At 68.7% G+C, this 19,426-nt stretch carries 15 protein-coding genes, 6 tRNA genes and 1 pseudogene; 12 read left to right on the top strand and 10 right to left on the bottom strand.

The window, feature by feature from the left end; translation table 11 throughout:
* Positions 1 to 37: 37 nt before the first annotated feature.
* From AB0Q90_RS16445 to AB0Q90_RS16420, 6 genes are all read left to right on the top strand, one after another.
* Positions 38 to 110 (top strand) — tRNA-Glu (locus AB0Q90_RS16445).
* 41 nt (positions 111 to 151) lie between these two features.
* A tRNA-Asp gene (locus tag AB0Q90_RS16440) sits at positions 152 to 226 on the top strand.
* A 24-nt stretch (positions 227 to 250) separates the two neighbouring features.
* Positions 251 to 327, top strand: a tRNA-Phe gene (locus tag AB0Q90_RS16435).
* 124 nt (positions 328 to 451) lie between these two features.
* The gene (gene hrpA / locus AB0Q90_RS16430) at positions 452 to 4,396 is read left to right on the top strand and encodes an ATP-dependent RNA helicase HrpA (RefSeq protein WP_363165421.1); all 3,945 of its coding nucleotides are present in this window, start codon (positions 452 to 454) and stop codon (positions 4,394 to 4,396) included.
* A 94-nt stretch (positions 4,397 to 4,490) separates the two neighbouring features.
* Positions 4,491 to 4,565: transfer RNA gene (locus AB0Q90_RS16425), tRNA-Asp, on the top strand.
* 153 nt (positions 4,566 to 4,718) lie between these two features.
* Positions 4,719 to 4,928: a DUF6274 family protein gene (locus AB0Q90_RS16420; protein WP_363165420.1), complete on the top strand. Its 210-nt coding sequence runs from the start codon at positions 4,719 to 4,721 to the stop codon at positions 4,926 to 4,928.
* 451 nt (positions 4,929 to 5,379) lie between these two features.
* On the opposite strand, the gene bldC is transcribed toward AB0Q90_RS16420, so the two are convergent.
* A complete protein-coding gene (gene bldC / locus AB0Q90_RS16415) occupies positions 5,380 to 5,586 on the bottom strand; it encodes a developmental transcriptional regulator BldC (RefSeq protein WP_003949541.1) in 207 nt (68 codons plus the stop codon).
* Positions 5,587 to 6,114: 528 nt separating this feature from the next.
* Positions 6,115 to 6,957: a hypothetical protein gene (locus AB0Q90_RS16410; protein WP_363165419.1), complete on the bottom strand. Its 843-nt coding sequence runs from the start codon at positions 6,955 to 6,957 to the stop codon at positions 6,115 to 6,117.
* A gap of 223 nt (positions 6,958 to 7,180) precedes the next feature.
* On the opposite strand from AB0Q90_RS16410, the gene AB0Q90_RS16405 reads away from it, so the two are divergent.
* Together AB0Q90_RS16405 and AB0Q90_RS16400 are read left to right on the top strand one after the other, a co-directional pair.
* On the top strand, positions 7,181 to 8,269 hold the full coding sequence (locus AB0Q90_RS16405) for a Glu/Leu/Phe/Val dehydrogenase dimerization domain-containing protein (protein ID WP_363165418.1): 1,089 nt from the start codon (positions 7,181 to 7,183) through the stop codon (positions 8,267 to 8,269).
* A 294-nt stretch (positions 8,270 to 8,563) separates the two neighbouring features.
* Entirely contained in the window at positions 8,564 to 8,818 is a 255-nt protein-coding gene (locus tag AB0Q90_RS16400) for a DUF3073 domain-containing protein (RefSeq protein ID WP_363165417.1), read from the top strand.
* A 74-nt stretch (positions 8,819 to 8,892) separates the two neighbouring features.
* On the opposite strand, the gene purM is transcribed toward AB0Q90_RS16400, so the two are convergent.
* The 8 genes from purM to purS all read right to left on the bottom strand — a co-directional run bounded on the left by purM (position 8,893) and on the right by purS (position 17,763).
* A complete protein-coding gene (gene purM, locus AB0Q90_RS16395; protein WP_363165416.1) occupies positions 8,893 to 9,960 on the bottom strand; it encodes a phosphoribosylformylglycinamidine cyclo-ligase in 1,068 nt (355 codons plus the stop codon).
* A gap of 32 nt (positions 9,961 to 9,992) precedes the next feature.
* Positions 9,993 to 11,519, bottom strand: coding sequence for an amidophosphoribosyltransferase (purF, locus tag AB0Q90_RS16390; RefSeq protein WP_363165415.1), 1,527 nt, complete (start codon positions 11,517 to 11,519; stop codon positions 9,993 to 9,995).
* Between the two features lie 57 nt (positions 11,520 to 11,576).
* Positions 11,577 to 12,485: an META domain-containing protein gene (locus AB0Q90_RS16385; protein ID WP_363165414.1), complete on the bottom strand. Its 909-nt coding sequence runs from the start codon at positions 12,483 to 12,485 to the stop codon at positions 11,577 to 11,579.
* A gap of 77 nt (positions 12,486 to 12,562) precedes the next feature.
* Complete coding sequence (locus AB0Q90_RS16380) at positions 12,563 to 13,363, bottom strand: sterol carrier family protein (RefSeq protein ID WP_363165413.1); 801 nt, start codon at positions 13,361 to 13,363, stop codon at positions 12,563 to 12,565.
* An 80-nt stretch (positions 13,364 to 13,443) separates the two neighbouring features.
* Positions 13,444 to 14,460, bottom strand: coding sequence for a GDSL-type esterase/lipase family protein (locus AB0Q90_RS16375; RefSeq protein ID WP_363165412.1), 1,017 nt, complete (start codon positions 14,458 to 14,460; stop codon positions 13,444 to 13,446).
* A 107-nt stretch (positions 14,461 to 14,567) separates the two neighbouring features.
* Complete coding sequence (gene purL, locus AB0Q90_RS16370; protein WP_363165411.1) at positions 14,568 to 16,826, bottom strand: phosphoribosylformylglycinamidine synthase subunit PurL; 2,259 nt, start codon at positions 16,824 to 16,826, stop codon at positions 14,568 to 14,570.
* On the bottom strand, positions 16,823 to 17,503 hold the full coding sequence (gene purQ, locus AB0Q90_RS16365; protein WP_363165410.1) for a phosphoribosylformylglycinamidine synthase subunit PurQ: 681 nt from the start codon (positions 17,501 to 17,503) through the stop codon (positions 16,823 to 16,825). The genes purL and purQ overlap by 4 nt, the downstream gene beginning before the upstream one ends.
* Positions 17,500 to 17,763, bottom strand: coding sequence for a phosphoribosylformylglycinamidine synthase subunit PurS (purS, locus tag AB0Q90_RS16360; RefSeq protein WP_015659417.1), 264 nt, complete (start codon positions 17,761 to 17,763; stop codon positions 17,500 to 17,502). Before purS ends, purQ begins: the two co-directional genes overlap by 4 nt.
* A gap of 278 nt (positions 17,764 to 18,041) precedes the next feature.
* Between purS and AB0Q90_RS16355 the strand changes: the two genes are divergently transcribed.
* The 4 genes and pseudogenes from AB0Q90_RS16355 to AB0Q90_RS16340 all read left to right on the top strand — a co-directional run.
* Positions 18,042 to 18,359 carry an Lsr2 family protein gene (locus tag AB0Q90_RS16355; protein ID WP_363165409.1) on the top strand — a complete coding sequence of 106 codons (318 nt, stop codon included), beginning with the start codon at positions 18,042 to 18,044 and terminating at the stop codon, positions 18,357 to 18,359.
* Positions 18,360 to 18,483: 124 nt separating this feature from the next.
* Positions 18,484 to 18,555, top strand: a tRNA-Gly gene (locus AB0Q90_RS16350).
* Positions 18,556 to 18,635: 80 nt separating this feature from the next.
* Positions 18,636 to 18,708: transfer RNA gene (locus tag AB0Q90_RS16345), tRNA-Gly, on the top strand.
* Between the two features lie 130 nt (positions 18,709 to 18,838).
* A pseudogene (locus AB0Q90_RS16340) lies at positions 18,839 to 19,419 on the top strand (ABC transporter ATP-binding protein); the annotation flags it as partial.
* Between the last annotated feature and the right edge of the window lie 7 nt (positions 19,420 to 19,426).

Raw genomic sequence — 19,426 nt, 5'->3', positions numbered from 1 at the left:
TCCCCGACGCGCTGAGAAGCGCCCAGGCGGGCCGATAGCCCTCATCGTCTAGCGGCCTAGGACGCCGCCCTTTCAAGGCGGTAGCACGGGTTCGAATCCCGTTGGGGGCACGCAAAACCGTGTGCGACACTAGTGGTCGCCCACACAGCTTGGTCCTGTGGAGCAGTTTGGAGTGCTCGCCACCCTGTCAAGGTGGAGGCCGCGGGTTCAAATCCCGTCAGGACCGCTGAGATCCACTTGTGGATCTCGTGGCTGGGTAGCTCAGTTGGTACGAGCGATCGCCTGAAAAGCGATAGGTCGCCGGTTCGACCCCGGCCCCAGCCACCAGCCCGAGGGCCCCGACCAGACGGTCGGGGCCCTCGGTGTTTTCCTCGGGTGTGACGGGCGCTGCGGGGAGGCGGCGTCAAATCGTTCGCCACGGATTTCCCCGGGATGAGATCCTGGATCGCGTATGTCTACGCAATCTGCCCCCGCCCTCGGCTCCCTCGCCGCCCGCCTGACCGAGCTGTCCCTGCGTGATGCGCACCGGCTCGGGCGCAGGCTCGAAGGTGCGCGCAAGATCCGTAAGCCGGAGGCGCGTGCCGCTGTTCTTGCTGAGATCGAGGCCGAGGCTGTGCGGGCCGAGGAGCGGATGGGTGCGCGGCGGGCCCGGATGCCGGCCGTCTCGTATCCCGAGCAGCTGCCCGTCAGCCAGAAGAAGGACGTCATCGCGGAGGCGATCCGGGATCACCAGGTGGTGATCGTCGCCGGTGAGACCGGGTCCGGGAAGACGACGCAGATTCCGAAGATCTGTCTGGAGCTCGGGCGTGGCGTGCGCGGCATGATCGGGCACACTCAGCCGCGCCGGATCGCCGCCCGTACGGTCGCCGAGCGCGTGGCCGAGGAGATGCGCACCCCGCTCGGCGAGGCCGTCGGCTGGAAGGTGCGCTTCACCGACCAGGTCAGTCAGGACTCCACCTTCATCAAGCTGATGACGGACGGCATCCTGCTCGCCGAGATCCAGACCGACCGCGAGCTGCGCGCCTACGACACGATCATCATCGACGAGGCGCACGAGCGGTCCCTCAACATCGACTTCCTGCTCGGGTATCTGGCGCAGCTGCTGCCGAAGCGGCCCGATCTCAAGGTCGTCATCACCTCCGCGACCATCGACCCCGAGCGGTTCTCCCGGCACTTCGGTGACGCGCCGATCATCGAGGTCAGCGGGCGGACGTATCCGGTGGAGGTGCGGTACCGGCCGCTCCTCGAAGAGGACTCCGAGGACGCCGACCGGGACCAGATCACCGCGATCTGCGATGCCGTGGAGGAGCTCCAGGCCGAGGGGAAGGGCGACATCCTCGTCTTTCTCTCCGGTGAGCGGGAAATCCGAGACACCGCGGACGCGCTGGAGAAGAAGAAATACCGGTTCACGGAGGTACTGCCCCTCTACGCCCGGCTCTCGCACGCTGAGCAGCATCGCGTCTTCCAGCCGCACACCGGTCGCAGGATCGTTCTGGCGACCAACGTCGCCGAGACCTCGCTGACCGTCCCCGGCATCAAGTACGTCATCGACCCCGGCTTCGCCCGCATCAGCCGCTACAGCCACCGCACCAAGGTCCAGCGGCTGCCCATCGAGGCGATCTCGCAGGCCAGCGCCAACCAGCGCAAGGGCCGCTGCGGCCGTACCAGTGACGGCATCTGTATCCGGCTGTACAGCGAGGACGACTTCGTCGCCCGCCCGGAGTTCACGGACGCCGAGATCCTCCGTACGAATCTCGCGTCCGTCATCCTCCAGATGACCGCGGCCGGCCTCGGCGACATCGAGAAGTTCCCGTTCATCGATCCGCCGGACCACCGCAACATCCGTGACGGCGTGCAGCTCCTGCAGGAACTCGGGGCGCTGGATCCGCAGCAGAAAGACCCGCGCAAGCGGCTCACGGACTCGGGCCGCAAGCTGGCGCAGCTCCCCGTGGACCCCCGGCTGGCCCGGATGGTCCTGGAGGCCGACCGCAACGGCTGTGTCCGCGAGGTCATGGTGATAGCCGCCGCGCTGTCCATCCAGGATCCGCGCGAGCGCCCCGCCGACAAGCAGGCCCAGGCCGATCAGCAGCACGCCCGCTTCAAGGACGAGACGAGCGATTTCCTCGCGTATCTCAATCTCTGGCGGTACATCCGTGAGCAGCAGAAGGAGCGCGGTTCCAGCTCCTTCCGGCGCATGTGCAAGCAGGAGTACCTGAATTTCCTTCGCATCCGCGAATGGCAGGACATCTACGTCCAGCTGCGCACGGTCGCCAAGCAGATGGGCATCCATCTCGACGAGAACGACGCCCCCGCCGACCGTATCCACGTCTCCCTCCTGGCCGGTCTGCTCTCGCACATCGGCATGAAGGACGTGAAGGACGGCAACAAGAACGAGTACCTGGGGGCGCGGAGCGCCAAGTTCGCGATCTTCCCGGGCTCGGCGCTGTTCAAGAAGCAGCCGCGTTTCGTGATGTCGGCCGAGCTCGTCGAGACCTCCCGCCTCTGGGCGCGGGTGAACGCGAAGATCGAGCCGGAGTGGGTCGAGCCGCTGGCCGAGCACCTGCTCAAGCGCACGTACAGCGAGCCGCACTGGGAGAAGGACCAGGCGGCGGTGATGGCGTACGAGAAGGTCACGCTCTACGGCGTCCCGATCGTCGCGCAGCGCAAGGTGAACTACGGGCGCATCGACCCGGAGGTCTCCCGGGAACTGTTCATCCGCAACGCGCTCGTCGAGGGCGACTGGCGCACGCACCACAAGTTCTTCGCCGACAACCGCAAGCTGCTCAGCGAGGTCGAGGAGCTGGAGCACCGGGCGCGGCGCCGGGACATCGTGGTCGACGACGAGACCCTGTTCGACTTCTACGAGCAGCGGGTGCCCGAACACGTCGTGTCCGGCGCCCACTTCGACTCCTGGTGGAAGCGCAAGCGGCACGAGCAGCCGGACTTCCTGGACTTCGAGCGGGAGATGCTCATCCGGGAGTCGGCGGAGGCAGTCACGAAGGCCGACTATCCGGACTCCTGGCGGCAGGGGCAGCTCAAGTTCCGTGTCACGTACCAGTTCGAGCCGGGCGCGGACGCAGACGGTGTGACGGTCCATGTCCCGCTCCAGGTGCTGAACCAGGTTACGGACGAGGGCTTCGACTGGCAGATCCCGGGCCTGCGGGAGGAGCTGGTCACCGAGCTGATCCGGTCCCTGCCGAAGCCGATCCGCCGCAACTACGTGCCGGCTCCGAACTTCGCGAGGCGCTTCCTGGACGCGGCGGTGCCGCTTCAGGAGCCGTTGACGGTGACGATGGCGCGTGAGCTGAAGCGCATGGTCGGGGTGCCGTTCGAGGCGGAGGACTTCGACCGGTCGAAGGTGCCGGACCATCTGCGCATCACGTTCCGGATCGTCGACGAGCGGCGCCGCAAGCTGGCCGAGGACAAGGACCTGGAGGCGCTGAAGCTCAGGCTGCGGCCGAAGGCGCGCCAGGCCCTGTCCCAGGCCGCGGCGGCGACCGCGGAACGCCAGGGCGGCGAGTCCCTGGAGCGCAAGGGGCTGACGGACTGGACGATCGGCACGCTCACCCGGGTCTTCGAGACCCGCCGTGCCGGTCAGCCGGTCAAGGCGTATCCGGCGCTGGTGGACGACGGCGACACGGTCTCCGTACGCCTCTTCGACACGGAGGCGGAGCAGGCGGAGGCGATGTGGCAGGGCACGCGCCGGCTGGTCCTGCGCAACATCCCGGTGAATCCGGCGAAGTTCGCGTCCGAGAAGCTGACGAACCCGCAGAAGCTGGCTCTGTCGGCGAATCCGCACGGTTCGATCCAGGCGCTGTTCGACGACTGCGCGATGGCGGCCGCGGACAAGCTGATCGGCGACTTCGGGGGTCCGGCGTGGGACGAGGAGTCGTATCGGAAGCTGTACGACAAGGTCCGCGCCGAGATCGTCGACACGACGGTCCGTACGGTCGGGCAGGTGCAGCAGGTGCTGGCGGCCTGGCAGGCCTGTGAGCGCCGCCTGAAGGGCGTTCAGAGCCCCGCGCTGCTCGCGAACCTGACAGACGTGCGCAAGCAGCTGAACGCCCTCGTGAAGCCCGGTTTCGTCACGGCGACGGGCATTCGGCGGCTGCCGGACCTGATGCGCTATCTGGTCGCAGCGGACCGCCGGCTCCAGCAGATGCCGACGAACGTCCAGCGGGACACGACCCGCATGGAGAAGGTCCACGAGATGCAGGACGAGTACGCCTGGCTGCTGGAGCAGATGCCGCAGGGCCGTCCCGTTCCGCAGCAGGTCCTCGATGTCCGCTGGATGATCGAGGAGCTCCGGGTCAGCTATTTCGCCCATGCGCTCGGCACGGCGTACCCGGTCTCCGACAAGCGCATCGTGAAGGCGATCGACACGCTGGCGCCGTAACGGATCACGTACGGAGGGTGAGTTCGACCAGGACACCCACCCTCCTGTACAGTCTCTTCTCGCAGCGCAACGCACGAATAGCGCGGCAAAACCTGGTCCTGTGGAGCAGTTTGGAGTGCTCGCCACCCTGTCAAGGTGGAGGCCGCGGGTTCAAATCCCGTCAGGACCGCATCGATAGAAGAGCCCGGGTCGAAAGACCCGGGCTCTTCTGCGTGCGCCCGCACGAGCCCTTGAGCCGCCTCACGCGGCCTTGACGGCGTCACATTCGCTCGGTACCCAGGAAACCAGGGCCCGTTCTCCGTACGGCCCCTGGAGGTGGCGTATGGCGGCATCGGCTAGGCACGAGACGCGGGCGTTGCTCCGTGCGCACCTGTCGGCCGCTTCCTCCTATCGACATCTCACCCGTCACTGCCCGATCTGCCATCACCTGCTGCGGCTGGCGATGGCTTCCCCGCCTCTCGCCGTGGAGGAGGCGGCGGAGGTGGTCGGGGCGGCCGAGGTCGTCGGGGACGAAAGTCCCTCGCCCGCGTGACCTTCGCCGGCCCCAACACCCGTTCCGCCGTGGGACGCTGGAACGCGCGCCTCCTCTAGCGCACATACGCCAGAGGCAACAAGCTCCGTGGCATGTGACGGGTGTCACCGGATGAGTTTCCGAAACCTCGGTGCTTACACCCCGCCTACAACTGGTCAATTTAATATGTGCAATTGCACCACCCGGGCGGGGGCACCCACAGGAGATCCGACACCCCTCCCCAGGCTCCGACAAGGCCACACACAGAGCCCCCCGGCAGCCTGGGTTCAGCGCACAAAAAAGATCGCGCTGGACCCGGCGGAGTCCAGCGCGATCTACGACGCACCCTGTCAGTTGCCTGAAGCCTTGGGCGTGGGCTCTGTTGGGGCAGAACCCGCGTCGCTTGTAGCTGTGGTTCCGGAACGCCTCGGCACGTTGGGGGACCTGCCGACTTGCCCGGTTATGAAGTTGTTCAGGCCTCGCTGCGCTGCTGCGGGATACCCGCGAGCAGGGCGCGGACCTCAGCCTCGCGATAACGGCGGTGTCCGCCGAGCGTACGGATGGACGTGAGCTTTCCGGCCTTCGCCCACCGCGTGACCGTCTTGGGGTCGACGCGGAACATGGTGGCGACCTCAGCCGGGGTCAGCAGCGGCTCGGCATCAGGGGTGCGAGCGGTCATGAGCGGCCTCCTCGGGAGAACCGAACCTTCTCGGTTCTTTCCTCTAAATTCTGCACCTTGACCCGCGTTGCCCGAAATGGCGGACGCGAGTCGAGTCGGTTATAGGACGAACGGCTTGTCCTCGGCACTACAACTACACCATCTGTCCAGCCGCGTCGGCCAAACCGATGGAATTGCCCCTCCAGGTGTTCATCAGCGACGGAAGCCGATGGACCATGCCATAGCGGACAGTCACGCCACTGTGACGATCAGTCACAGAGCGATCAGGAGTCACCAGACCCCCCAAAGCGTGCAATGCGAGCGGAGTCCTCCCCGGACTCCTTGTCCTATTTTGGCATGAGGAGGGGCAAGGGACGCAAGGGCCGCGTACGTGCGGTCCGTCACGCTTGACACGTCTTGAGCCGAACGCCCGGATCGGGACCTACGTCCCTTGTTGACGAAAGCTCAGGAACTCCCCGCGCATCAGAAGGAGGACGAAACCCCAAAACGGGCGCCTGGTCAAACGTCAGTTCGTGATGTGGAGCACACTCAGTTCGCCGAGCGGCGGTCCCGCACCGCCCGCCACCGCTCCACGAGCCGCCCGTACGCGGCCCCCGCGGCCGCCCCGTCCCCGGACCGCAGCGCCGCGATGCCCTCGGCCACATCGGCCGCCGAGTGGTCGTCCTCCAGCTCGCCGGCCGGCAGCACATGCACCAGGCCGGCGTAGTCGAGCTCGACCAGGGATCGCGGATGGAACTCCTCCAGCCAGCGCCCCACGTCCAGCAGGCCGTCGATGAGCGGCCCCTCCTCGATGGTGTCCTTCAGCGTCCTGAGCGCCCGCGCGACCCGGCGCCGCGCCTGCACCATCGGCGTCCGGTAGCGCAGCATCGGCGGAATCTCGCCCGTGCCCTTGTCGTAGCGCCGCTCCTCGTCGGAGACCAGCACGAACCAGTGCAGCGGCACCTGCCAGGTCGAGGTGCGGATCCACGGGCGCGCGTCCGGGTTGCGCACCAGCCAGCGCTCGTAGTCCTGGGTGGCCTGGCGCCGTACGACGGGCGGCAGCACCGCGTCCAGGACGGACGACGGAAGTTCCTCGGCCAGGTCGCCGAGCGCCTGCCAGCCGCGCAGCCGGGTGCGCCAGGGGCAGACGCACACCACCCCGTCCACCTCCAGCACGAAGGCGTCGCTGCTCTCGTGCACCGGCACCGCGACGGGGGGCGTGGGCAGCAAGTCGGCGAGGGCGCGGTGCAGTTCGTCCTGGTACGAGGGACGGTCGGCGCGCCGGGCGTAGCGCGCCCAGTGGGTGCGCTCCGGCTCCGGGAAGGCGGCCAGCGGCTCGTACACGCGCAGATAGGTCGCGTACGGGACGATCAGCGAGGACACCTTGGGCACGCCTGCTCCCTCCCCCGCCGTCTGCCAGGAAAACCTGCGAAACCCGCTCACAAACCGGCGGGAAAACTATGCAAATCGTCGCACGGGGGTACTCCGGGAGTAGGTGATCCTGAGCACGGCGCGGTGGGCGGGCACCCCCAGGCTCTACCCTCATGCTCACAGCGCCCGCCACCCGCACGGGAGCTGGTCTCCAACCGCCGCTACTTACCCAGGAGTCACCACAGTGACCGAAGTATCAGCCGGCGTCCTGCACACCCTGTTCCACTCGGACCAGGGGGGTCATGAGCAAGTCGTGCTCTGCCAGGACCGTGCCAGCGGCCTCAAGGCCGTCATCGCCATCCACTCCACCGCTCTGGGCCCCGCCCTCGGCGGCACGCGCTTCTACCCGTACGCGACCGAGGAGGAGGCCGTCGCCGACGCCCTGAACCTCGCGCGCGGGATGTCGTACAAGAACGCCATGGCCGGGCTCGACCACGGCGGCGGCAAGGCCGTGATCATCGGCGACCCGGAGAAGATCAAGACGGAGGAGCTGCTGCTCGCCTACGGGCGGTTCGTGGCCTCGCTCGGCGGGCGCTACGTCACCGCCTGCGACGTCGGCACCTATGTGGCCGACATGGACGTCGTGGCGCGCGAGTGCCGCTGGACGACCGGGCGCTCCCCCGAGAACGGCGGCGCCGGCGACTCCTCCGTACTCACCGCCTTCGGCGTCTACCAGGGCATGCGGGCCTCCGCCCAGCACCTGTGGGGCGACCCGTCGCTGCGCGGCCGCAAGGTCGGCATCGCGGGCGTCGGCAAGGTCGGCCACCACCTGGTGGAGCACCTGGTCGCGGAGGGCGCCGAGGTCGTGATCACGGATGTGCGGGAGGACGCCGTGGGGCGGATCCTCGCGGCGCACCCGACGGGCGTGACGGCCGTCGCCGACACCGCGACCCTGATCCGCGCCGAGGGCCTGGACATCTACGCCCCCTGCGCGCTCGGCGGCGCCCTGAACGACGACACCGTCCCGGCGCTGACCGCGAAGGTGGTCTGCGGCGCCGCGAACAACCAGCTCGCCCACCCGGGCGTCGAGAAGGACCTCGCCGACCGCGGGATCCTCTACGCGCCGGACTACGTGGTGAACGCCGGCGGTGTCATCCAGGTCGCCGACGAGCTGCACGGCTTCGACTTCGAGCGGTGCAAGGCGAAGGCGGCGAAGATCTACGACACCACGCTGGCCATATTCGCGCGTGCGAAGGCGGACGGTATCCCGCCGGCCGCCGCGGCCGACCGGATCGCCGAGCAGCGGATGGCGGAGGCGCGCCGGGCGCGCTGACGGGCGCTCGCCGGAGCTGTCCGGTACCCGCCGACGGGCACTTCGAGAGAACTCTCACGTTCGTCGGCGGGTCGCCCGCGCAGAAGTAGTTAAAATCGCTGTTGACCAGCGGGGACGGGGCGCCCCGAGGGTTCTGGGTCCAGGCACGTCCTGCGGGCGACGTACCGTATGCGCGTGGGCTCAGGTACCGTGGAAGCCCTACGGGCCGGTCTCTCCACGGAGAGCCCGTTCCGGATCATGAACGCGTGTCAAGACTCTGGGGCCGTCGAGCCCCGTCACCGAGGGGGTCGAGCCATGGGGCGCGGCCGGGCCAAGGCCAAGCAGACGAAGGTCGCCCGCCAGCTGAAGTACAACAGCGGCGGGACTGACCTGTCGCGTCTGGCCAACGAGCTGGGCGCTTCGACTTCGAACCAGCCGCCGAATGGCGAGCCGTTCGAGGACGACGACGACGAAGACGACCCGTACGCCCAGTACGCGGATCTGTACAACGACGACGATGAGGACGAGGACGACGAGTCCGGTCCCGCGTCGCAACGCCGCGGCGCTTGACGCTCTAGCTGCGCTCAGCCCGGTCCGAGGCGGTTCCCGCCGCCGGACCGGGTTTTGCGCTGCCTTTGCGAACGTCAGCTCGCGTAGTCACTCACCAGGGCGGCACCCGTCTCGTGCTCGCCCCTGTCCGTGATCTCGCCGGCGATCCAGGACTCGACCCCGCGGTCGGCCAGGGTCGCCAGGGCCACGTCCGCGGACTCCTGCGGCACGATCGCGATCATGCCGACGCCCATGTTCAGGGTCTTCTCCAGCTCCAGGCGTTCGACCTGACCCGTCCTGCCGACGAGGTCGAAGATCGGAGCCGGGGTCCAGGTGGAGCGGTCGACAATCGCGTGCAGGTGGTCCGGGATCACGCGGGCCAGGTTGGCCGCGAGACCGCCGCCCGTGACGTGCGAGAAGGCGTGCACCTGGGCCGTCCGGGTCAGCGCCAGACAGTCCAGCGAGTAGATCTTGGTCGGCTCCAGGAGCTCCTCGCCGAGGGTGCGGCCCAGGTCCTCGACGTGGGCGTCGAGGGCGAGACCGGCCTGGTTCAGCAGCACGTGCCGGACCAGCGAGTACCCGTTCGAGTGAAGACCGGACGCCGCCATGGCGATCACGGCGTCACCCTTACGGATGCGATCCGGGCCGAGCAGGTCGTCGGCCTCCACGACGCCCGTACCGGCCCCGGCGACGTCGAAGTCGTCCGGACCCAGCAGACCGGGGTGTTCGGCCGTCTCGCCGCCCACCAGGGCGCAGCCGGCGAGCACGCAGCCCTCGGCGATGCCCTTCACGATCGCGGCGACGCGCTCGGGGTGGACCTTGCCGACGCAGATGTAGTCGGTCATGAACAGCGGCTCGGCGCCGCACACCACGATGTCGTCCATCACCATCGCGACCAGGTCGTGGCCGATGGTGTCGTAGACGCCCATCTGGCGCGCGATGTCGACCTTGGTGCCGACGCCGTCCGTGGCGGAGGCGAGGAGGGGGCGCTCGTAGCGCTTGAGGGCGGAGGCGTCGAAGAGGCCGGCGAAACCGCCGAGGCCGCCGAGGACCTCGGGGCGCTGCGTCTTCTTCACCCACTCCTTCATGAGCTCCACAGCGCGGTCGCCGGCTTCGATGTCGACGCCCGCGGCTGCGTAGCTGGCACCAGTCGTCTCAGACATGGGGTGAGAACCTTCGTGTCGTACGGCAGAACTTAGGGGCGGCGGATCGCGTCCGCGGCAGCCGTGGCGGCCGGGCCGGCGGCCAGCTCGGTCTCCAGGAGCTGCTTGCCGAGCAGCTCGGGATCCGGGAGCTCCATCGGGTATTCGCCGTCGAAGCAGGCGCGGCACAGGTTCGGCTTGGCGATGGTGGTCGCCTCGATCATGCCGTCGATGGAGATGTACGCCAGCGAATCGGCGCCCAGCGACGTGCCGATCTCCTCGATCGTCATGCCGTTGGCGATGAGCTCCGCTCGGGTGGCGAAGTCGATGCCGAAGAAGCAGGGCCACTTCACGGGCGGCGAGGAGATCCGGATGTGGACCTCGGCGGCGCCCGCCTCGCGGAGCATGCGCACCAGGGCGCGCTGGGTGTTGCCGCGCACGATCGAGTCGTCGACGACGACCAGGCGCTTGCCCTTGATGACTTCCTTCAGCGGGTTCAGCTTGAGGCGGATACCGAGCTGCCGGATGGTCTGCGAGGGCTGGATGAACGTACGGCCGACGTACGCGTTCTTCACGAGACCCGCGCCGAAGGGGATGCCGGACGCCTCCGCGTAGCCGATGGCGGCCGGGGTGCCGGATTCCGGGGTCGCTATGACCAGGTCGGCCTCGACCGGGGCCTCCTTCGCCAGGCGGCGGCCCATCTCCACGCGGGAGAGGTACACGTTCCGGCCGGCGATGTCGGTGTCGGGGCGGGCCAGGTACACGTACTCGAAGACACAGCCCTTGGGCTTCGCTTCCGCGAAGCGGGAGGTGCGCAGGCCGTTCTCGTCGATGGCGACGAACTCGCCCGGCTCGATCTCGCGGACGTAGCTGGCGCCGCAGATGTCGAGGGCGGCGGACTCCGAGGCGACCACCCAGCCGCGCTCCAGGCGGCCGAGGACCAGCGGGCGAATGCCCTGCGGGTCGCGGGCGGCGTACAGCGTGTGCTCGTCCATGAAGACGAGTGAGAAGGCGCCCTTGACCTGCGGGAGGATCTGGTGGGCGGCCTCCTCGATGGTCAGCGGCTTGCCGTCGGCGTCGACCTGGGCCGCGAGCAGCGCGGTCAGCAGGTCGGTGTCGTTGGTCGCCGCGACGCGCGGAGAACGCCCCTCCTGCTTGGGCAGGTCGGCGACCATTTCGGCGAGCTGGGCCGTGTTGACCAGGTTGCCGTTGTGGCCGAGCGCGATCGAGCCGTGCGCGGTGGCACGGAACGTCGGCTGGGCGTTCTCCCACACGGAGGCGCCGGTGGTCGAGTAGCGGGCGTGACCGACCGCGATATGACCCTGGAGCGAACCGAGAGAGGTCTCGTCGAAGACCTGGGAAACGAGGCCCATGTCCTTGAAGACGAGGATCTGGGAGCCGTTGCTGACCGCGATTCCCGCGGATTCCTGGCCCCGATGCTGGAGGGCGTAGAGCCCGAAGTACGTGAGCTTTGCGACCTCTTCGCCCGGAGCCCAGACACCGAAGACGCCACAAGCGTCCTGGGGGCCTTTCTCGCCGGGGAGCAGATCGTGATTGAGTCGACCGTCACCACGTGGCACGGCTCCGAGTGTAGGCGAGATCGACCACTGGTCCGAATTCGCTGGGAGTGGGCTTTCTTACTTCTTGTCGGGCTCCGCATGGGCGACGAGACCGTCACCGGAGGCCGCCGTGATCGTCAGCGACTTGTCTTTCTGCTGGTAGGACACCTTGCCGGAGAGGATGTCGATCAGCTTCAGCTCGGTCTCCCGCGCCGGGCCCTCGCAGGCCATCTTCGTGGAGGAGAGCCGACCGAAGTCGATCGTGCCGTTCTTGACGACGGCCTCGCCGCGGAACGTGTTGCACCCGTAATTGCCGCTCACGCTGCCGTCCTCGGCCAGGGTGAGGTGCGGCTCCACCCCGCTCGGCAGGGACTGGGCCGTGCCGTCGTCGCCCTTGCCGGAGACGAGGGTGTCGATGTTCCACTTGGTTCCCTTGAGCGGCACGGCCCAGTCGGCCGCTCCGCCGGTCTCGGTCTCGCTCAGGGTGATGCTGTCGCCGTTGGTGCTGGTCAGGGTGAGGGTGCGGGCGCCGTCGCGTCCTTCGAGCGCGGCCTTGAGGGAGCCGTCGAAGACGCTCATGAACTTCTGCTCGAAGGTCCCCACCGGCTCCGGGCAGCCCATCGCGGTCGAGACGACGTCGGTGATCTTCAGGGTGTCGCCGTCCATCTCGACGTCGCCGCCGATCCGGTTGCAGCCGACCGAGCCGCCGGACTCGCCGCCGTCGACGTCCTGCTTGGCCGCGCCGGGCTTGAAGACGATGTGGGCGTCGTCGACGGGGAAGTCCTTCACCCCGACCGGCAGGGGGTACTCCTTGCCGTCCACGGTCACCTTCCGCGGCACCCAGTTGATGCCCTCTATGTCGGTGGCCTTGAGGGTCTTGGTGGACTTGCCGCCGTCCTCGACCCCGCTGCTGCCGGCGTCGCCGGACTCCGTGCCGCAGGCGGCCAGCACCGCGGTGCCGGCCAGGGCCACGGCTGCGTACTTCACACGTGTCGTCCGCTTCATGTCTCTTCGACGCAGGAGACGGGTGTTGGGTTCGGTGTCGTTACCGGTCCGTTGTGACCTCAGGCCATCAGGGGCAGCAGCCCGCCGAGATCGGCGCGCTCGCCGCTCGCGCCGACCTTCGCCTCGTCCAGGGCGTCCCGCCAGGCCAGCCGCCCGGTCGCGAGCCGGATCCAGGTCAGCGGGTCGGTCTCGACGACGTTGGGCGGGGTGCCACGGGTGTGCCGAGGCCCCTCGACGCACTGCACGACGGCGTACGGCGGGATCCGCACCTCCGTCGAGCCGCCGGGCGCCTTCACCGCGAGCGCGTCGGCGAGGAGCCGGGTGCAGACGGCGAGGGCCTGGCGGTCGTACGGGATGTCCAGGCCGGGGACGGCGGCGTTCAGGTCGTCGGTGTGGACGACCAGCTCGACGGCGCGGGTGACCAGGTAGTCGGCGAGCGGCAGGGCGCCCGCGTTGGTCGCGAGCAGCCGTGTCCCGGGGTGGCTGTCGAGCTGCTCGGCGAGGTTGCGGGCGATGTCGGCGAGGTAGGTGTCGAGGTCGGGGTGGCGCTGCACGACCCCTCGGGTGAACTCGTCGATGGCCGAGGAGCTCGCCGCCGTCGCGAACGGCCAGTCGAGCAGTACAGCGTCCTGCTTCGGCGGCTCCGGCAGGGCGAGGGAGCGCTCGATCGCCGTGAGGGCCATCCCGATGTGCGCGACCAGTTCCCGTACGGTCCATTCGCCGAGCCGGGTGGGAAGCGCGAGCTGCTCGGGCGGAAGCGCGCGCACGGCGTCCTGGACGTGGGCGAGCTGGGCGAGGACCGCCGTACGGGTTTTGACGGGGTCGTAGCTGCGGGTGCGCTTCTTGGTCTTGGCCGGCATGGGGCGAGCCTATGGTCCGGCGGCGGGCCGCCGCAGGCCCGTTTTTGGGGGCGCGGCGGGCCTGCCGCGCCCCCTCGGGGTCACAGTCCGATGGCCGGCGCGACGATCGGCGCCAGGCGGTCGGCGATCTTCTGGTTGCCGGACTCGTTGGGGTGGCCGTTGCCGTCCTCGTAGTCGGCGCCGTCGACGAGCCAGCCGGTGGTGTCGACGAAGTGCACGTGCTCGTCCCCGGCGGCGTTGGCGGCGGCGACGGCCGCCTGTGTCTCGGCGGTGTAGCGGTGCTTGAGGGTGTCCATCGCGAAGATCGCCGCTCCCGGGAACCTGGCGCGGATGTCCGCGATGAAGGCGGTGTAGGCGTCCTGGAAGGTCGCGGAGGGCACGCCGTGGCCGAAGTCGTTGGTGCCCAGGTTGATGACGACCGCGTCGGCGGTGTACCGGGAGAAGTCCCAGTCGATCGTGGAGAGGCTGTCCTGCTTGAAGTACTGCGTGGACTGGCCGGTGCAGCCGGTGTACGCCACCAGGCAGTAGCCGGAGCGGGCGATACGGGTGTGCGCCGTCCCGAGCTGTTCGCCGAGGCGCCAGCCGTACGAGTCCAGGGCGAGCCGGTCGGTGAGCGCTCCGGCGGTGATGGAGTCGCCGACGAACTCCACGAGTTTCGTCGGCGCCTGGGACGCGACGGTGGCGGCGCCGTCGTCCAGGACCAGTCCCTGGAAGACGACGTCGGCCGAGCGGTAGGACACCCGCAGGGTGTGGGTGCCCGGTGCCAGCGGGGCCGGGGTCAGATCCACGATGCCGGTGGCGCTGCCGTAGAACACGAACTCGCCACCGTCGACGCTCGCGTAGAAGTTGACCGGACCGCGCTGCACCAGCTTCACCGTCGTGCCCGTGAAGTCGGTGGTCAGGTAGGCCCCGGACCAGGCGGGGACGTAGGCGGTGGGCACGGTGGTGTCCCAGCGGCCCGTGTAGCGGATGTTCGCGTCGGTGGGCAGGACCGTGGTGTCCAGGGCGTGTGCGGACGGGGCCTGGACGGACAGCAGGCCCAGCAGGGCGAGCGCTGTCACCATCAGCGCGCGACAGAAACCCGTGATCATGGTCATGCCAGACGACCCTAGAGGAGACCGGACCCTCCGCAATAGAGAGCGCTTTCTGGCCAGGGAGCACAAAGGTCCCGCCCGCAGGAACGGACGGGACCTTCGCCGGCTCTTTAGGCCAGCAGCGCCGGGATCGTGCCCTCGTGCGTCTCGCGCAGTTCCGCCAGGGTGAGTGCGAACTCGCCCTGGACGTCCACCGAGTCGCCGTCGACGACGCCGATCCGCGTGACCGGGAGGCCGCGCGCACCGCACATGTCGTTGAAGCGGACCTCCTCCGAACGCGGGACGGCGACGACCGCACGGCCCGCCGACTCCGAGAAGAGGAAGGTGAAGGCGTCGAGGCCGTCCGGTACGACCAGACGCGCGCCCTTCTCGCCCAGCAGCGCCGACTCGACGACCGCCTGGATCAGACCGCCGTCGGACAGGTCGTGCGCGGAGTCGATCATGCCGTCGCGGGAGGCGGAGATCAGGATCTCGGCGAGCAGGCGCTCGCGCTCCAGGTCCACCTGCGGGGGCAGACCGCCGAGGTGGTCATGGACCACCTGCGACCAGGCCGAACCGCCGAACTCCGCACGCGTGTCGCCGAGGAGGTACAGCAGCTGGCCCTCCTCCTGGAAGGCGACCGGCGTACGGCGGGCGACATCGTCGATGACGCCCAGGACCGCCACGACCGGCGTCGGGTGGATGGCGACCTCGCCCGTCTGGTTGTAGAGCGAGACGTTGCCGCCGGTCACCGGGGTGCCCAGCTGCTGGCAGGCGTCCGCCAGGCCGCGGATGGCCTCCGCGAACTGCCACATCACCGCCGGGTCCTCGGGCGAGCCGAAGTTCAGGCAGTCGGAGACCGCGAGCGGCTTGGCGCCGGTCGTGGCCACGTTCCGGTAGGCCTCGGCGAGGGCCAGCTGCGCACCCGTGTACGGGTCGAGCTTGGCGTACCGGCCGTTGCCGTCCGTCGCGATGGCGACGCCGAGGCCGGTCTCCTCGTCGATGCGGATCATGCCGGAGTCCTCGGGCTGGGCGAGAACCGTGTTGCCCTGCACGAAGTGGTCGTACTGCGAGGTGATCCACTTCTTGGAGGCCTGGTTCGGGGAACCCACCAGCTTCAGGACCTGGTCCTTCAGCTCCTCGCCCGACGTCGGCCGCGGCAGCTTGCCTGCGTCGTCCGCCTGGAGCTCGTCCTGCCAGGACGGGCGGGCGTACGGGCGCTCGTAGGTCGGGCCCTCGTGGGCGACCGTGCGCGGGTCGACGTCGACGATCTTGCCGCCGTGCCAGAAGATCTCCAGCCGGTCGCCGTCGGTGACCTCACCGATCACCGTGGCGATGACGTCCCACTTCTCGCAGATCGCGAGGAAGCGGTCGACCTTCTCCGGCTCGACGACCGCGCACATGCGTTCCTGCGACTCGCTCATGAGGATTTCCTCGGGCGAGAGCGTGGAGTCACGCAGGGGTACGTCGTCCAGCGTCACGCGCATGCCGCCGGAGCCGTTGGAGGCGAGCTCGCTCGTCGCACACGACAGACCGGCCGCACCCAGGTCCTGGATGCCGACGACCAGCTTCTCCTGGAAGGCCTCCAGGGTGCACTCGATGAGGAGCTTCTCCTGGAAGGGGTCGCCGACCTGGACGGCCGGACGCTTCGAGGGCTTGGCGTCGTCGAAGGTCTCGGAGGCCAGGATCGAGGCGCCGCCGATGCCGTCGCCACCGGTCCGGGCCCCGTACAGGATGACCTTGTTGCCCGCGCCGGACGCCTTCGCAAGGTGGATGTCCTCGTGCCGCATGACGCCGATGGCACCGGCGTTGACCAGCGGGTTGCCCTGGTAGCAGGAGTCGAAGACGACCTCGCCGCCGATGTTGGGCAGGCCCAGGCAGTTGCCGTAGCCACCGATGCCGGCGACGACGCCCGGCAGGACGCGCTTGGTGTCGGGGTGGTCGGCCGCGCCGAAGCGCAGCGGGTCCACGACCGCCACCGGCCGCGCGCCCATCGCGATGATGTCGCGCACGATGCCGCCGACGCCCGTGGCCGCGCCCTGGTAGGGCTCGACGTAGGAGGGGTGGTTGTGCGACTCCACCTTGAAGGTGACCGCGTAGCCCTGGCCGACGTCCACGACACCGGCGTTCTCACCGATGCCGACCAGCAGGGCGTCGTTCTCGGGGGCCTTCTCGCCGAACTGGCGGAGGTGGACCTTGGAGGACTTGTACGAGCAGTGCTCGGACCACATGACGGAGTACATGGCGAGCTCGGCACCGGTGGGCCGGCGGCCGAGGATCTCCACGACCCGCTCGTACTCGTCCTTCTTCAGACCGAGTTCGGCCCAGGGCAGCTCGACGTCGGGGGTCGCGGCCGCGTGCTCGACCGTGTCCAGAGGCGTCCGGCTCATGCGTTGACCAGCTTCTTGAGGATCGAGGTGAAGAAGGGGAGGCCGTCGGTGCGGCCGCTGCCGATGAGCGGCTCCACGGCGTGCTCCGGGTGCGGCATCAGGCCCACGACGTTGCCGGCCTCGTTGGTGATGCCGGCGATGTCGTTCAGCGAGCCGTTGGGGTTGAAGTCGAGGTACCGGAACGCGACCCGGCCCTCGGCCTCCAGCTTGTCCAGCGTGTACTGGTCGGCGACGTAACGGCCGTCCATGTTCTTGAGCGGGATGTGGATCTCCTGCCCGCTCTCGTAGTCGCTGGTCCAGGCCGTCTCCGCGTTCTCCACCCGCAGCTTCTGGTCGCGGCAGATGAAGTGGAGGTGGTCGTTGCCGAGCATGCCGCCCGGGAGGAGGTGGGCCTCGGTGAGGACCTGGAAGCCGTTGCAGATGCCGAGGACCGGCAGACCGGCCTTCGCCTGCTCGATGACGGTCTCCATCACCGGCGAGAAGCGGGAGATGGCGCCGGCCCGCAGATAGTCGCCGTAGGAGAAACCGCCGGGGAGCACGACCGCGTCCACCTGGTGGAGGCTCTTGTCCTTGTGCCAGAGGGCGACCGGTTCGGCGCCCGCGAGGCGGATCGCGCGCTGGGTGTCCCGGTCGTCGAGACTCCCCGGGAAAGTGACGACGCCAATACGAGCGGTCACTTCGCCGCCTCCGCGACTTCCTCCACCTTGACGGTGAAGTCCTCGATCACGGTGTTGGCGAGGAAGGATTCCGCAAGATCGTGGATGCGGGCGAGCGCGGCCTCGTCGACCGGTCCGTCAACTTCCAGTTCGAATCGCTTTCCCTGACGTACGTCCGAGATGCCTTCGAAACCCAGCCGCGGCAGTGCGCGCTGCACCGCCTGGCCCTGGGGGTCGAGGATCTCCGGCTTGAGCATGACGTCGACTACGACGCGTGCCACGTGCACTCCCGGTGGTGTCGTGCTGAGCAGGTTCCTGCAGGTGGTTTCAGACTACCCGCCCAAAATTTCTACGCGCGTCACTAGTAGGAACCTACGTGACAGCCGTCACGGCCGAAGGGAAGTGCGCTCGTCGGCGAAAAGTTCCACGAAAGATCCCAGATCGACACCCGAAACCTATTGCCATCGGACACGCGGAAGGATTTAGTCGGGCTTCACGTGGCATTGTCGGGCACTGTACAAATGAATTGTCACCGTGCCGTACGAAGGGACCGATATTCGTGGCGCAAAAAGTCGTGGTCACTCTGTTTGACGACATCGACGGCTCGGAAGCGGCGGAAACGATCGCCTTCGGACTCGACGGCAAGTCGTACGAGATCGACCTGAACCAAGCCAATGCCAAGAAACTGCGTAAGGCGCTTGAGCCGTACGTGGAGGCGGGCCGCAAGCGGTCGAGGTCCGGCAAGGCCTACCGGCAGACGGAGGTCGCCCCCGACCCGGCAGCGGTCCGCGCCTGGGCCCAGGCCAACAAGATGGACGTCCCCGCGCGCGGACGGATCCCCAAGAAGGTCTACGAGGCCTTCGCCGCGGCGCAGTGAGCCACGGCCGACGACCGGTCACCCGCCCCTCGGGACAACCGACTTGCATTGCACCCCACCTGGTCGGCTAGAGTCTGGAGCACGCCGAGGGGCAAGGCCGAAAGGCCCGGCTCACGGAGTACATGCGGGTGTAGTTCAGTAGCAGAACATCCCCCTTCCAGGGGGAAGGCGCAGTGTGCAATTCCTGTCACCCGCTCTGCACCGCCGATCCGACCACTGCTGTGGATCAGGTAGGCTGGTGCTCGCGCCGATCGGTGAGAGCCGGTCGGAGGCAATGCGGACGTAGCTCAGTTGGTAGAGCGCAACCTTGCCAAGGTTGAGGTCGCGAGTTCGAGCCTCGTCGTCCGCTCAGGGATAAGGCCCCCGGTCCAATGGACCGGGGGCCTTCTTCGTATTGCCGCCCTGCCACTGGCATTTGTCATGCCCGGTGATGACAGCACGCACTGCCGGCCGGCCCCAATCGCCGGAACGCTGAAGGCATGGACAGGAACGAACACGAACACGTGATTGAGGTCACTGACCTGCGGCGTGGGTACGGGGGCCGGGTGCGGGTGCTCGGGCACGATCCCTGCGCCGAGCGGGCCGTCGTACGGCCGCGGAGCGGGGTGATGTTGCAGGAGGGCGGCTTTCCGTCCGAGCTGACCGTCGCCGAGACCGCGCGGATGTGGGCGGGGTGCGTGAGCGGGGCGCGGCCGGTGGGTCAGACGCTGGAGCTGGTCGGGCTCGGCGGGAAAACCGGCGTACGGGTGAAGCAGTTGTCCGGGGGTGAGCGGCGGCGCCCGGATCTGGCGCTCGCGCTGCTCGGCGGGCCCGAGGTGCTGTTCCTCGACGAGCCGACCACCGGTCCGGACGCCGAAGGGCGCCGGGAGACCTGGAAGCCGGTGCGCACCCTGCGCGACGGGGGTACGACCGTGCTGCTGACCACGCTCCCCCACTCTCGACTTCGCTCGACCGGGGGACCCCCATCCTGGAGGAGGCCGAGGGTCTGGCCGACCGGCTCGCCATCCTGCACGAGGGGCGCATCGCCGCGGCCGGGAGCCCGGCCGAGGTGACGGCCGCCGTGGCGT

This window comes from Streptomyces sp. NPDC079141 (assembly GCF_040686775.1).
Classification (GTDB): Bacteria; Actinomycetota; Actinomycetes; order Streptomycetales; family Streptomycetaceae; genus Streptomyces.
The sequence above is the reverse complement of the archived record's forward strand: the minus strand, read 5'-3'. Positions and strand labels throughout refer to the sequence as shown.